This is a genomic window from Streptomyces sp. CB02400 (assembly GCF_001905725.1).
GTDB classification, from domain to species: domain Bacteria; phylum Actinomycetota; class Actinomycetes; order Streptomycetales; family Streptomycetaceae; genus Streptomyces; species Streptomyces atrovirens.
In genome coordinates this window covers 383,210-397,089 of the sequence record NZ_LIWB01000007.1, presented here as the reverse complement: position 1 = coordinate 397,089, position 13,880 = coordinate 383,210, and the positions used below count along the sequence as shown (strand labels likewise).

Annotated in this window: 15 protein-coding genes; 12 read left to right on the top strand and 3 right to left on the bottom strand. The window is 73.1% G+C overall.

The annotated features are described in order from the left end of the window. Positions 1–260: 260 nt before the first annotated feature. Positions 261–806, top strand: a complete 546-nt coding sequence (locus AMK33_RS19880; RefSeq protein WP_073934176.1) for an RNA polymerase sigma factor — start codon at positions 261–263, stop codon at positions 804–806. Next, positions 799–1,791 (top strand): CU044_5270 family protein, encoded by a 993-nt coding sequence (locus tag AMK33_RS19875; protein WP_073934175.1) that lies wholly within the window; start codon positions 799–801, stop codon positions 1,789–1,791. The genes AMK33_RS19880 and AMK33_RS19875 overlap by 8 nt, the downstream gene beginning before the upstream one ends. A 20-nt stretch (positions 1,792–1,811) precedes the next feature. Here the strand turns inward: AMK33_RS19875 and AMK33_RS19870 are convergent, their stop codons facing one another. Both AMK33_RS19870 and AMK33_RS19865 read right to left on the bottom strand, forming a co-directional pair. Further along, a complete protein-coding gene (locus AMK33_RS19870; protein ID WP_073934174.1) occupies positions 1,812–2,177 on the bottom strand; it encodes a nuclear transport factor 2 family protein in 366 nt (121 codons plus the stop codon). Between the two features lie 123 nt (positions 2,178–2,300). Further along, positions 2,301–4,055, bottom strand: coding sequence for an ABC transporter ATP-binding protein (locus AMK33_RS19865; protein WP_073934173.1), 1,755 nt, complete (start codon positions 4,053–4,055; stop codon positions 2,301–2,303). A gap of 133 nt (positions 4,056–4,188) precedes the next feature. Between AMK33_RS19865 and AMK33_RS19860 the strand changes: the two genes are divergently transcribed. The 7 genes from AMK33_RS19860 to AMK33_RS19830 all read left to right on the top strand — a co-directional run bounded on the left by AMK33_RS19860 (position 4,189) and on the right by AMK33_RS19830 (position 9,843). Beyond that, on the top strand, positions 4,189–5,274 hold the full coding sequence (locus AMK33_RS19860; RefSeq protein ID WP_073934172.1) for an S-(hydroxymethyl)mycothiol dehydrogenase: 1,086 nt from the start codon (positions 4,189–4,191) through the stop codon (positions 5,272–5,274). Next, positions 5,274–5,903, top strand: coding sequence for an MBL fold metallo-hydrolase (locus tag AMK33_RS19855; RefSeq protein ID WP_073934171.1), 630 nt, complete (start codon positions 5,274–5,276; stop codon positions 5,901–5,903). Before AMK33_RS19860 ends, AMK33_RS19855 begins: the two co-directional genes overlap by 1 nt. Before the next feature lie 101 nt (positions 5,904–6,004). Continuing rightward, positions 6,005–6,919, top strand: coding sequence for an SDR family oxidoreductase (locus AMK33_RS19850; RefSeq protein WP_073934170.1), 915 nt, complete (start codon positions 6,005–6,007; stop codon positions 6,917–6,919). 50 nt (positions 6,920–6,969) lie between these two features. Next, the gene (locus AMK33_RS19845) at positions 6,970–7,770 is read left to right on the top strand and encodes an SDR family NAD(P)-dependent oxidoreductase (RefSeq protein ID WP_073934169.1); all 801 of its coding nucleotides are present in this window, start codon (positions 6,970–6,972) and stop codon (positions 7,768–7,770) included. A 143-nt stretch (positions 7,771–7,913) separates the two neighbouring features. Further along, the gene (locus tag AMK33_RS19840; protein ID WP_073934168.1) at positions 7,914–8,609 is read left to right on the top strand and encodes a L,D-transpeptidase family protein; all 696 of its coding nucleotides are present in this window, start codon (positions 7,914–7,916) and stop codon (positions 8,607–8,609) included. A 165-nt stretch (positions 8,610–8,774) separates the two neighbouring features. Continuing rightward, the gene (locus tag AMK33_RS19835; RefSeq protein WP_030863721.1) at positions 8,775–8,960 is read left to right on the top strand and encodes a hypothetical protein; all 186 of its coding nucleotides are present in this window, start codon (positions 8,775–8,777) and stop codon (positions 8,958–8,960) included. Positions 8,961–9,018: 58 nt separating this feature from the next. After that, a complete protein-coding gene (locus AMK33_RS19830; protein ID WP_073934167.1) occupies positions 9,019–9,843 on the top strand; it encodes an EamA family transporter in 825 nt (274 codons plus the stop codon). Positions 9,844–9,864: 21 nt separating this feature from the next. On the opposite strand, the gene AMK33_RS19825 is transcribed toward AMK33_RS19830, so the two are convergent. Beyond that, positions 9,865–11,241 carry a S1 family peptidase gene (locus tag AMK33_RS19825; protein ID WP_073934166.1) on the bottom strand — a complete coding sequence of 459 codons (1,377 nt, stop codon included), beginning with the start codon at positions 11,239–11,241 and terminating at the stop codon, positions 9,865–9,867. Positions 11,242–11,400: 159 nt separating this feature from the next. Here AMK33_RS19825 and AMK33_RS19820 point away from each other — a divergent pair, with 159 nt between their 5' ends. From AMK33_RS19820 to AMK33_RS19810, 3 genes are all read left to right on the top strand, one after another. Then, entirely contained in the window at positions 11,401–12,600 is a 1,200-nt protein-coding gene (locus tag AMK33_RS19820) for a MalY/PatB family protein (protein ID WP_073934165.1), read from the top strand. Further along, entirely contained in the window at positions 12,593–13,324 is a 732-nt protein-coding gene (locus tag AMK33_RS19815) for a class I SAM-dependent methyltransferase (RefSeq protein ID WP_073934213.1), read from the top strand. The genes AMK33_RS19820 and AMK33_RS19815 overlap by 8 nt, the downstream gene beginning before the upstream one ends. A 162-nt stretch (positions 13,325–13,486) precedes the next feature. After that, on the top strand, positions 13,487–13,867 hold the full coding sequence (locus AMK33_RS19810) for a PPOX class F420-dependent oxidoreductase (protein WP_073934164.1): 381 nt from the start codon (positions 13,487–13,489) through the stop codon (positions 13,865–13,867). Positions 13,868–13,880: the final 13 nt, after the last annotated feature.

Here is a 13,880-nt window from a genome sequence, read left to right as displayed (position 1 = left end):
GGGCCAGCTCGGCGCGCATCACCAGGGCCATCACGCCACCGATGATGAAGAACACGAACGACGTCACCAGATACAGCGTGCCGATCGTCTTGTGGTCCGTGGTCGTCAGCCACGTGAGGCCCTTGCGGCCCCTGAGTCCGTTGATGCTTTTCACGACCCGCCTGTGTCCGTGCCCCGCGCGCCGGTCACACTCGGAGGATGCGACATGGATCACGGCACACGGCTGTGACGATCACGGGGGAGCCGGACACGAACGGGACATGAGCGACGACGAGATCTTCGCCGCTGCCTATCGCGAGCACTACTGGGCGGTCAGCCGCTATGTCGCGCGGCGACTGGACGGGCGTACGAGTGAGGTGGAGGAAGTGGTGGCGGAGGTGTTCACGGTCGCCTGGCGGCGCCGGGCGGACCTGCCGGCCTCCCCGCTGCCCTGGCTGTACGGGGTGGCACGCAACTGTCTGGCCAACGCGGTACGCGGCCAGGGGCGCCGCCGACGGCTCGTCGACCGGCTCGGCAACGACCACACCGCCCACCGCCGGCACGTCGTGTCCGGCCCCGGCACCGAGACGCCGGGCGACTGGGTGCACGAGGCGCTGGCCCGGCTCGCCCCCGGCGACCAGGAGGTGCTGCGGCTGACCGCCTGGGAGGAACTCGGCATCGACGAGGTCGCCGTCGCCCTCGGCTGCGGCCGGCGGGCCGCCACCATGCGGCTGCACCGCGCCCGCCGGCGGCTGAGAGCCGAGATCGACCGACTGTGCCCCGCACTCGCCGACGCGAACGCCTCCAAGGACCACGGCCATGACTGACGAACTCGACCTGCTGCGCCGCGCCAACCCGGTGCCGGACGACGGCCCCCGCTTCGGCGACGGCCCCCTCGACCACCGCGCGGAACACCGGCTCGGCCGGCTGCTGGACGACCGGAGCACCGGACGGCGCATCCCGCTGCGGCTCGGAGGCCGCTTCCGGCCGGCCTGGGCCCTCGCGGCCGTCGCCGCCGTCGCCGCGCTCACCTCCGTCCTGCTGCTCGGCGGTCCCGCCGCCACCCCCGCGATCGCCGCGCCCCGCCCGCTGGCCGTCCTGGCCGACTCCACACCCGTACCCCTGGACCGGCTCGCCGAGCGGGCCGCGACCGCCGCGGCCGACGGCGCCCCGGCGCTGCGCAAGGGCACGCACGTGCAGTCGTGGAGCCTGGGTATGAGCGACACGGAGCCGCCGGTCACCCTGCCCGAGGAGCGCATCGTGCGCTGGACGGCGGACGGCCGGCACACCGAACTCGTCGTGGCCACCGACCCCCGGCACCCGGGCCGACCCGTCCTCACCGACGAGGACGGCGAGCCGCGCCTCGTCGACGACGGACAGGTGATCAGCCGGCGGGCCTTCCCACCGAGCTGGAGCGACGCCCCGCCCGCCGCGCGTCCGCCGCACGACACCGGCCGGCTGCGGGCCTACCTCACCGAGGCGGTGCACGGCGAGATCCGGACGACGCCCGAACTCCTCGCCGCCACCGCGCAGTTGCTGGACCACTGGACGCTCGGCGCCCGCGAGTCCGCCGCGCTCGCCCGGCTGCTGGCGGACGCCGAGGGGCTGCGGCCGGTGGGCGGGGTGACGGACCGGCTGGGCCGGCCCGGCCAGGCCTACGTGTACGACGACGGCTCCGGCGTCCGCCACATGCTGATCCTGGACCCGTCCACGGGTGCCGTCCTCGGTCTGGAGGAGACGTTCACCACCGATCAGCCCGAGTACGGTGTGCGGGCGGGCGATGTCATGCAGTACAGCGCCTGGATGCGCTGATCACCTCCGTACCGCCGTTCCTACTCGTCCCAGGCCTGGATCATCACCTGTCCGGTGATCTTGCCGTCCCGCAGTGTGAGCATCGACTCCGACAGCACCCGCACCCCGTCCGGGTACTGGCAGCTCTCGCAGTAGGCGGCGTGATCGCCCTGGACGACGCACGCCTCCAGCGTGTGCGTCATGTCGCGGCTGTAGACGTCGTCCAGCATGGTGGCGATCTCGTCCCGGCCGTGCAGGACCTTGGGGTGGCTGGGCTGGGTGTTGCGGTCCACGATGCGCAGTTCCGCGTCGTCCGCGTAGAGCGACATCAGCGGCGCCGACGTGTCCGCCTCGAGGCCCCGGCGCAGCGTGTCGGTGCCGAAGACGGGTTGTGACGCGGTCGTCATGACGACCCACCTCCTCCGCGGGGCCGTGGCCCGGACCTCCGGCGGGCCGGGACGGCCTCTCCTACGAGCGTCCTCCGGCCCGCCGGGCACGGCAAGCCAGGCCCCCGCGCCGTCCCGCGCCGCTCACTCGGCCGTCGCGAGGAACTGCGTGGCCGCCAGCTCCGCGTACAGCGGATCGGCGGTCACCAGCTCCCGGTGCGTGCCGACGGCCCGGACCCGGCCCGCGTCCATCACCACGATCCGGTCGGCCGCCGTCACCGTGGACAGCCGGTGCGCGACGACCAGGACCGTCGTCGTACGCGCCACGTCGGCGACGGTGTCGCGCAGCGCCGCCTCGTTCACCGCGTCGAGCTGCGAGGTGGCCTCGTCGAGCAGCAGCAGCCGGGGGCGGCGCAGCAGGGCGCGGGCTATGGCGACCCGCTGGCGCTCCCCGCCGGACAGCTTGGTGCCGCGGTGCCCGACGAGGGTGTCGAGCCCGTCCGGCAGCCGGGACACCAGACCGTCGAGCCGGGTCGTCTTCAGCACCCGCGTCAGGGTGCCGTCGTCCGCCTCGGGGTTGCCCAGCAGCAGGTTGTCCCGCAGGGAGCCCGACAGCACCGGCGCGTCCTGCTCGACGTACCCGATCGAGGCCCGCAGCCGCGGCAGCTCCCAGTCGGCCAGATCACGGCCGTCCAGTGTGATCACGCCGGAGTCGGGGTCGTAGAACCGCTCGATGAGGGAGAAGACGGTGGTCTTGCCCGCGCCGGACGGGCCGACGAACGCGGTCATGCCCTGGGCGGGCACGGTGAACGTCACCCCGTGGTGGACGTACGGCAGGTCGTCGGCGTACCGGAAGCGGACGTCCTCGAAGGCGAGCGCGGCGGGCGCCGTGCCGGTCTCGGGCAGCCGCGCGGGCTCGGCGGCCGGTTCCGCGGGCAGCCGCAGCGCCTCCTGGATCCGGGCGAGGGCGGCGCTGCCCGTCTGGTACTGCGTGAGCGCGCCGACGACCTGCTGGATCGGCGCCATCAGATAGAACACGAACAGCAGGAACGCCACCAGCGTCCCGATGTCGATGGCGTCGGTCGCCACCCGCGCGCCGCCCACCGCGAGGACCGTGATGAACGCGATCTGCATGGCCAGCCCGGCCGTGTTGCCCGCCGCCGCCGACCACTTGGCGGCGCGCACGCTCTGCCGCCACGACTCCTGCGCGGCCTCGTGCAGCGCGCGCTCCTCCCGCGGCTCGGCACCGGACGCCTTGACCGTGCGCAGCGCGCCGAGCACCCGCTCCAGCGAGGCACCCATCACACCGACCGCGTCCTGCGCCTGCCGGGAGGCCCGGTTGATGTGCGGCACGATCACCCCCAGCACCGTGCCCGCGAGCGCGATCACTCCCAGCGTGACACCCAGCAGCACCGGGTCCACGAAACCCATCAGCACCACGGTCGCGATCAGCGTCAGCCCGCCCGTGCCGAGACCGACCAGCGAGTCCGTGGTCACCTCGCGCAGCAGGGTGGTGTCGGAGGTGATGCGGGCCATCAGATCGCCCGGCTCACTGCGGTCCACGGCGGTGATCCGCAGCCGCAGCAGATACGACGACAGCGAGCGCCGCGCCCCGAGCACCACCGACTCGGCGGTGCGCCGCAGCACGTACGAACCCAGCGCCCCCAGTACGGCGTTGGCGACCACGAGCGCCGACATCAGCAGCAGCGCGCCGGTGATCGCCCGGTCGTCCGAGAGGTCGTCGATCAGGTCCCGGGCCACCAGCGGCAGCATCAGCCCCGTCGCCCCGGTCATCAGGGACAGCACGGCGCCGCCCAGCAGGGCCCACCGGTGCGGTCGTACGTATCCGAGGAGCAGCCGCCAGGCGGGCGGGCCGGATTCCTCTGCCGTGATGCTCACGTCGCCCCCCTCGGCGTCGGTCGGAGGTTCAGGCTACGTCGCGGGGGCGGACCCGCCGCACGGCGGGCGGCGGAAGCGATCATTCCCGCGTAGGGTCGGGGGTACGGACACGGTCGATGAAGGAGTCAGCAGCATGGCGCAGGAAGTACGCGGCGTGATCGCACCCGGCAAGGACGAGCCGGTGCGGATCGAGACGATCGTCGTGCCCGATCCCGGACCCGGCGAGGCGGTCGTCCGGATCCAGGCCTGCGGGGTGTGCCACACCGATCTGCACTACAAGCAGGGCGGGATCAGCGACGACTTCCCCTTCCTGCTCGGTCACGAGGCCGCGGGCGTGGTCGAGTCGGTCGGCGACGGCGTCACCGACGTCGAGCCCGGTGGCTTCGTGATCCTCAACTGGCGCGCGGTGTGCGGGAAGTGCCGCGCCTGTCTGCGCGGACGCCCCTGGTACTGCTTCGACACCCACAACGCGAAGCAGAAGATGACCCTCACCGACGGCACCGAGCTCTCCCCGGCCCTGGGCATCGGAGCCTTCGCCGAGAAGACCCTGGTCGCCGCCGGACAGTGCACCAAGGTCGATCCCGCCGTCTCCGCACAGGTCGCCGGGCTGCTCGGCTGCGGCGTGATGGCCGGCATCGGCGCCGCGATCAACACCGGGAACGTCGGCCGGGGCGACTCCGTCGCCGTCATCGGCTGCGGCGGTGTCGGGGACGCGGCGATCGCCGGGTCCCGGCTCGCCGGAGCGGCGAAGATCATCGCCGTCGACATCGACGACCGCAAGCTTCGGACCGCGCGCTCCATGGGCGCCACCCACACCGTCAACTCCCGCGAGACCGATCCCGTCGAGGCGATCCGCGAACTCACCGGCGGCTTCGGCGCCGACGTCGTCATCGAGGCCGTCGGCCGCCCCGAGACGTACCAGCAGGCCTTCTACGCCCGTGACCTGGCCGGCACGGTCGTCCTGGTCGGCGTGCCCACCCCGGAGATGAAGCTCGAACTGCCGCTCCTCGACGTCTTCGGCCGCGGCGGCTCCCTCAAGTCCTCCTGGTACGGCGACTGCCTGCCCTCCCGCGACTTCCCGATGCTGATCGACCTCCACCTCCAGGGCCGCCTGGACCTGGGCGCGTTCGTCACCGAGACCATCCAGCTCGACGAGGTCGAGAAGGCCTTCGAGCGGATGCACCAGGGCGACGTGCTGCGTTCGGTGGTGGTGCTGTGATGGCCGCCCGCATCGAACGACTCGTCACCTCCGGCCAGTTCAGCCTCGACGGCGGCACCTGGGACGTCGACAACAACGTGTGGATCGTCGGCGACGACCACGAGGCGATCGTCATCGACGCCGCCCACGACGCCGACGCCATCGCCGAGGCGGTGGGGGACCGCCGCCTCACCGCCATCGTGTGCACCCACGCCCACAACGACCACATCGACGCCGCGCCCGCCCTCGCCGAGCGCACCGGCGCCACCATCTGGCTGCACCCCGACGACCTGCCGCTGTGGAAGCAGACCCACCCCGACCGCGACCCCGACTCCTGGCTCGTCGACGGCCAGGTGATCGAGGCCGCCGGCGCCGACCTCACCGTGCTGCACACCCCGGGACACGCGCCCGGCGCGGTCTGCCTGTACGACCCGGGGCTGGGGACCGTGTTCACCGGCGACACCCTCTTCCAGGGTGGTCCGGGCGCCACCGGCCGCTCCTTCTCCCACTTCCCGACGATCATCGACTCGATCCGGGACCGGCTGCTGACCCTCCCGCCCGAGACCGAGGTCCTCACCGGCCACGGCGACCCGACCACCATCGGCGCGGAGGCCCCGCACCTGGAGGAATGGATCGCGCGCGGCCACTGAGCGGCCCGCCCGGGTGACCGGCGCGAAAAGGTGACAGAAGGTGTCCGGATTGCCCGTCACGCTCGAAGCGACAGCAGAGAGCCGTTGACGGGAGGCCGTACATGTCGGAGCAGTTGAAGGGCAGGGTCGCACTGGTGGCCGGGGCGACCCGGGGCGCCGGACGGGGCATCGCCGTGGAACTGGGGGCGGCGGGCGCGACCGTCTACGTCACGGGCCGCAGCACCCGCGAACGCCGCTCCGAGTACGACCGCCCCGAGACCATCGAGGACACCGCCGACCTGGTCACCGAGGCGGGCGGCCGGGGCATCGCGGTGCCGACCGACCACCTCGAACCGGGGCAGGTGAAGGCACTCGTCGACCGGATCGCCGGCGAGCAGGGCCGCCTGGACGTCCTCGTCAACGACATCTGGGGCGGCGAGACCCTCTTCGACTGGGACGCACCCGTCTGGGAGCACGACCTGGACAAGGGCCTGCGCCTGCTCCGCCTCGCCGTCGAGACCCACGCGATCACCAGCCACCACGCGCTGCCGCTGCTGCTGCGCCACCCCGGCGGACTGGTCGTCGAGGTCACCGACGGCACCGCCGACTACAACCGCGACCACTACCGCGTCTCCTTCTTCTACGACCTCGCCAAGTCCTCCGTCCTGCGCATGGCGTTCGCCCTCGGCCATGAACTCGGCCCGCGTGGCGCCACGGCCGTCGCCCTCACCCCGGGCTGGCTCCGCTCGGAGATCATGCTCGACCACTTCGGCGTACGCGAGGACAACTGGCGCGACGCCCTCGACAACGTCCCCCACTTCGCCATCTCCGAGACCCCGCGCTACGTCGGACGGGCCGTCACCGCCCTCGCCGCCGACCCGGACGTGGCCCGCTTCAACGGCACCTCCCTCTCCAGCGGCGGCCTCGCCCGGGAGTACGGCTTCACCGACCTCGACGGCAGCCGCCCGGACGCCTGGCGCTACCTCGTCGAGGTGCAGGACGCGGACAAGCCGGCGGACGTGACCGGCTACCGCTGATTGTCTCCGACCCCTGCCGCGGTGATCGCCCCGGCGGCTACCTTCATCCCATGACGACGGACACGAGGCGCTTCGCGGGGCACGGGGTTCTGATCACCGGGGCGGCACGCGGCATCGGCGCGGCCACCGCCGCGCGGTTCGCCGAGGAGGGGGCGCGGGTCCTGGTGGCCGACGCGGACCCCGACGAGGCGGAGCGGACGGCGTCGGCGCTGCGGGAGCGGGGGCTCGCGGCCGAGTCCTTCGCCTGTGACGTGACCGACCGCGCCACGGTCGAGGCGGCCGTGGCGCACGCCGTGCACGCCTTCGGCTCGCTCGACGTCCTGGTGAACAACGCCGCCCACTGCACCCCGGACGCGCCCCGCTTCGAGGACGAGCCGGACGACGAGTGGGCCACGGACCTCGACGTCACCCTCACCGGCGCGTACCGCTGCTGCCGCGCCGCACTCCCGCACCTCGCCGCCTCCGGCCGGGGCGCGATCGTGAGCGTGGGCTCCGTCAACGGCCTCCAGGACTTCGGCAACCACGCCTACAGCGCGGCCAAGGCGGGCCTGATCTCCCTCACCCGCACCCTCGCCGGGCACGCGGCGCCCCGCGGGGTCCGGGTCAACCTCGTCGCACCGGGGACCATCCGCACCCGCGCCTGGGCGGGCCGGGACGCGGACCTCGAAGCGGCCCGGCGCCTCTACCCGCTGGGCCGGATCGGCGAGCCCGAGGACATCGCGGCGGCCGTCGCCTTCCTCGCCTCCCGCGACGCGGCGTGGATCACCGGCACCACCCTCGCCGTCGACGGCGGCATCACGGCGGTCAACGCGGGATTCCGGCAGGCGCTGGACGGGATCCCACCGCGATAGTCGATCATTTTCGGCCCTGTTGACCGGATGTCACCGTTCGGTCGCACCCCGGTTCGTCCGCACAACCGATTTTCCAGTCCGGCCGTCTACCTGGCAGAGTGCGCAGGCCATGCGCCCACTTCTGCGGAAAGGCAAAACGGACTATGGGGGACATACGTAGACGGAGTGCCGTCATTCTCGGGGTCGCCTCGTTGGTGGCTCCGCTCACACTCGCGCTGGGCGCGACACCGGCACAGGCCGCGAGCTGTACCACCTCGGCGGGCCCGTACCAGAAGAAGGTGGAGAAGTTCCTCGGCCGTCCGGTCGACGGAAAGCAGTCCTCCGCCGACTGCAAGGCCATCCGTGCCTTCCAGACCAAGCACGGCATCACGCCGAACATCGGGTACGCCGGTCCCGTGACCTGGGGCGTGATGGATCTGATGAACAAGCAGAAGGCCGTCGGGAAGAACCCGAACAAGGCAGGCAAGTGCCCCACGAACAAGGGCCGTATCGCCTGCGTGGACCTCACGCTCCAGCTCAGCTGGATCCAGGACGGCAAGAAGCTCGTCCACGGCCCCGTCCCGGTCCGCACGGGACGCAACGGGTACGAGACCCGCACCGGCCTGAAGAAGGTCTACTGGCGCAACATCGACCACGTCTCGACCATCTACGACGTGCCGATGCCCTACAGTCAGTTCTTCGACGGTGGTCAGGCCTTCCACTCGGTCGGCGTCAGCATGTGGAACCCGCCGGGTTCCCACGGCTGCGTCAACATGACGAAGACCGCCGCCAAGAAGTACTGGTCGCTGCTGAAGAACGGCGACGACGTCTACGTGTACGGCCGCAAGCCGGGCACCTGATCCCCGCGGGCGCCCGGCCCGCCGGGCGCCTCGCACCCGGGCGCGTCCCCGAGCTCCGGATGTGAACTCGCCCACGTTCCTTGGCAGATGGACGTGATCAGCAACACTGCCCGAAATGTCCGAAGGGCGTGCGATTGCTCACAGCGCCTTCACGTCCGGCGCCGTATGCTTCACGGCATGTCCACCACTGTTGAACCCTCCTCCGAGCGATCGGCTGCCGAGGTCAACGAGGAGATCCGGGCCCTGTGGCTCCGGTCGGGCGGGACACTGAGCGTCGAACAGCGCGAGGAGTACCAGCGCCTGGTCCAGGAGTGGGCCTCGGCCCTCCCGCAGCCGGCCAGGGCAGCCTGAGCGGTTGCCGACCGATCCCCTCGGATCGTGATCCCGTCCACGGGGCACCCGTGAGCGAATGGGTGCCCTTCTCGCACTGACCTCGGCCCTCTGCTACGGCATCGTCGACTTCACCGGCGGGCTGCTGTCCCGCCGCGTGCCGCATGCCGCCGTCACCTTCCTCGGCCAGCTCGGCGGCCTCCTGCTCGCCGCCGGGGCCGCCCTTCTCCTGCCCGCCGACGTCCTCGCCGGCTCCGACCTCCTCTGGGGCGCCCTGTCCGGCGCCGGCAGCGCCACCGCCATGCGCTTCCTCAACCGCGGCCTGAGCCACGGCGCGATGAGCGTGGTCGTACCGGTGAGCGCCGTCACAGGCGTCGCGCTGTCCGTCCTGTGCGGTGTCCTCGTCCTCGGTGACCGCCCGGGCGCCTTGGCCTGGGCGGGGATCGCCGTCACCGGGCCCGCCCTGTGGTGGGTGTCCGGCGGCGGCACCCGGACGGGCCGGGAGGCGACGGACGGGCTCCTGGCCAGCGTGGGTGTCGCCGTGCAGTACGTCGCCCTCGGCCAGGCGGACCCCGGGAGCGGGCTGTGGCCGGTCGTCGCGGGCCGGGTCGCCGCCGTCCTCGTCCTGCTCCCCGACGCCGTCCGTCACCCCGGGATCCTCCGGCTGCCGGCGCGGCCGGGCGCCCAGGCCCTGCTGATCGGGGCGGGTGCCGCCCTAGGCCTCATCCTCTACCTGCTGGCCGTCCAGCGGCAGATGCTCGCCGTCGCGGTGGTCCTCGCCTCCCTCTACCCCGCGCTCCCGGTCGTCCTCGGTCTCGCCGTCCTGCACGAACACGTCTCCCGACGGCAGGCCGCCGGGCTGCTGGGAGCCGCCCTGGCGACCGTGCTGCTCACCATCGGCTGAAGGTCCGCGCCGGCCGCCCGCTCAGCCCCATGACGCCGAGTAGTGGCGCCGGTACTCCTTGCGGTCCTGCTCCGCCCGTATCCAGCGCGACGCCACCAGGGCGACCAGGCTGCCCGCGATCACCAGCAGCCCGGGACCGACGTTGCGGGGGTCGGCCAGCCGGGACAGCAGGGTCGACGGGTCCGGGAGGATGCCCCGCACCGGAGTCGACGACCCCGGCGAGGCGGCGTCCGGAGCCGCCGCGCCCCGCGCGTCCGACGGGGCGGGGGAGGGCGCCGCCGCACCCCCGTCGGCCCCGGGCGCCACGACGAGCCGTACGCCGAGCCGCGCCAGCGCCTTCGTCACCGGCTGGAAGTACGTCGTACCGCCCGTCCGGCAGTCACCGCTGCCGCCCGACGTGACACCGAGCGCGATGCCCTCGGAGAACATCGGACCACCACTGTCCCCGGGTTCGGCGCACACATCGGACTCGATGAGACCGCTGACCGTGCCCTCGGGGTAGTTCACCGTCGCGTTGAGCGCGGTCACCTCGCCGTCCCGTAGCCCGCTGGTGCTGCCGCTGCGGAACACCCGCTGGCCCACCGTCGGATCCGCCACCCCCGTGATCCGTACGCCCTTGCCGTCGCCGACGGCCACCACACCGGCGCCCTCGCCGGCCCGGCCGCCGGCGTACTCGATCAGCGAGTAGTCGTCCCCGGGGAAGCTGCCGCCGACCGTCGTCCCGACCTCCTGCCTGCCCTGGTCGTCGGCGAACCACACCGACCCGTCGGGCCCGCAGTGCCCGGCGGTGAGGATGAAGTCCCGCTCCCCGTCGGTCACGTTGAAGCCCGCCGAACAGCGGCCGGCCGTCGACAGGATGGGCAGCGCCCCGTTGAGCCGGGTGGTGAAGGTGCCCTCGCTCCGCTCCATGCGGACGAAACCGCCGATGCCGTCCGCCACTTCGGTCAGCTCGGACCAGTCGTCCGCCGACACCGTGCTGTCGCCCCGGACCACCACCTCGTTGGTCCGGTAGTCCATGGCCCACGCCGTCCCGGGCACGCGCGGCGCCGAACCCAGCCTCTCGGTCGCGGACTTGAAGTCGTCCATGCTGTGCCGCACCATCTTCGGCTCGGCGCCGGCCCCGCGCACCTCGGCCGCCGCCTCCTCGTCGGTGACCGCGACCACCGTCCTGCCGTCGTCGGCGATCCAGCTGCCCGCCGTACGGGAGGTGCCGAGCCTCGACACCAGGCCGGCGCCCGGCCCGGCCGCCGTCTCCTCGGCGGTGGCGAACGGGACCGCGTCGGGCGCGCGGGGCTCACTGGCGACGGCGTGGGTGACCATCGTGGCCCCCAGGAGGAGTCCGCCGACGGCCGCCAGCCGTGTCACTCGCCGGACCACCCGTCGTCGTGCGTGCCTCATGCGTGGCTCCCGAACCTCGGCAGCGCGGTGCGCGCACCGCGAGGGCCTCCCCTGAGTCGGAGGCCCTCTTCCCATACGGGCCCGGAACCCGGCGCGTTCAGACCGGGCGCGGGCCGTCGTCCCGATGTCCGTTCACACCACGGCCCTTATCGTGTGTTCATGACCAGGATTCCGCACGAGACGTCCGGTGAACCGAATCCGCTGCACGCCCTCGACCTGGACCGCCTGCGCCGCCGCACCAGCATGAAATGGCGGACCTATCCCGAGGACGTGCTGCCCCTGTGGGTGGCCGAGATGGACGTGCCCCTGGCCGGACCGGTCGTCCGCGCCGTCACCGGGGCGATGGAACTCGGCGACACCGGCTACCCCGCCGGCACCGCCTACGCGGAGGCGCTGGCCGCCTTCGCGGACAAGCGGTGGGACTGGGGCGGGCTCGCCGTGGAGCGCACCGCGATCGTGCCCGACGTCATGCTCGGCGTGGTCGAGATGCTGAAACTGGTCACCGGGTACGGGGACGCGGTGGTGGTGAATTCACCGGTCTACCCGCCGTTCTACGACTTCGTCGGGCACCTGGACCGCGAAGTGGCCGAGGCCCCGCTAGGCGCCGACGCGCGGATCGACCTCGACGTCCTGGAGGACACCTTCCGGCGGGTGACGGCCGGCCGGCGACGGGCCGCCTACCTGCTGTGCAGCCCGCACAACCCCACCGGCACCGTGCACACCGCCGACGAACTGTCCGCCGTCGCCGCCCTCGCCGAGCGGTACGGCGTACGCGTCGTCGCCGACGAGATCCACGCCCCGCTGGCCGTCGGCGACACGCGGTTCGTGCCGTACCTGAGCGTGCCGGGCGGCGAGCACGGCCTGTCGCTGATGTCGGCGTCGAAGGCGTGGAACCTGGCCGGGCTCAAGGCCGCCCTCGCCGTCGCGGGGCCCGAGGCCGCGGGCGACCTGGCGCGGATGCCCGAGGAGGTCGGCCACGGCCCGAGCCACGTCGGCATCCTCGCCCACACCGCCGCCCTGCGCGACGGCACCGCCTGGCTGGACGCCCTGCTCGCCGGCCTCGACACCAACCGCCGGCTGCTCGCGGACCTCCTGGCCGAGCGGCTGCCGGCGATCCGCTACCGGCCGGGCGACGCCACCTACCTCGCCTGGCTGGACTGCCGCGCCCTCGGCCTCGGCGACGACCCCGCCGACACCTTCCTCCGGCACGGCCGCGTGGCGCTCAACTCCGGTCTGCCCTTCGGCACCGGAGGAGCCGGCCACGCCCGGCTGAACCTCGCCGCCTCGCCCGGGGTGCTGGAGGAGGCGGTACGGCGGATGGCGGTCGCCGTGGAGCGCGCGGGCGGTGCCCGTGGCTGACGAGTGCTTCGGCCACCCGCGGCTCGCCGCGCTCTACGATCCGCTCGACCCCGACCGGAGCGATCTCGACGCCTACCTGGGCATGGCGGAGGAGTTCGGTGCCCGGCGGGTGCTGGACATCGGCTGCGGAACAGGGGTGTTCGCGCTGCTCCTGGCCGGCCGGGGGATCGAGGTGGTCGGCGTCGACCCCGCCGGGGCGTCCCTCGACGTGGCACGGGGCAAGCCGGGCGGCGCACGGGTCCGCTGGATCGAGGGCGACGCGACGGCGCTGCCGCCGCTGCGGGTCGATCTGGCGACCATGACGGCGAACGTCGCCCAGGCCGTCGCCGATCCCGGCGCCTGGCACGGCACCCTGCGCGGCGCCCACGCGGCACTGCGGCCCGGGGGACGCCTGGTGTTCGAGACCCGCGATCCGGCCCGGCGGGCCTGGGAGGGGTGGACCCGCGAGGAGTCGTACAGCAGGGCGGACGTACCCGGCGTCGGCACGGTCGAGAGCTGGCACCAGGTGACCGAGGCGGACGGCCCGCTGGTGACGTTCCGCACCACCTACGTGTTCGCCGCGGACGGGGCGGTACTGACCTCGGACTCGACGCTGCGTTTCCGCGAGCGGGAGGAGGTCGAGGCGGACCTCGAAGGTCACGGCTACACGGTGGAGGAGGTACGGGACGCCCCCGACCGCCCGGGCCGGGAGTTCGTCTTCGTCGCGCGGCGTCCGGACGCCTGAGCGCTCCGCCGGCGGTACGGCGACGCGCCGTCGGTCGTCCGCGGCGCCGTCGTGGCCGGGCGCGCCCACGCGGCGGTGGCCGCACGTCGGTACGGTCCCGCGCCCCTTCAGGGCGCTGCCGAACCGCGGCGGACTTCGCCGGACCTGCTTAGACTTCCCCGCATGGACGACGCGTTGCGGGACCTGCTCGGGGCGGGGAAGTACCTGTTGGTCACCAGCTACCGCAAGAACGGCACGCCCGTCGCCACGCCGGTGTGGGTGGTGCGGGACGGTGACGCGCTCGGGGTGTGGACCGTCGCCGACTCGTGGAAGGTGAAACGGATCCGCGCCCGCGGCGACGTCCTCGTCGGCCCCTGCGACATACGCGGCAACCCGACCGGTGACCAGGTCCCCGCCACCGCGGAGATCTGCGACCCGGCCACCACCGCCCGCTACCGGAGGCTGATCGGCCGCAAGTACGGCCTCGTGGGGCGGCTGACCCTGCTGGGCAGCAGGCTGCGCCGGGGCACGAGCGGCACGGTCGGTATCCGCATCACGCTCTGAACCGCGTGCCGGG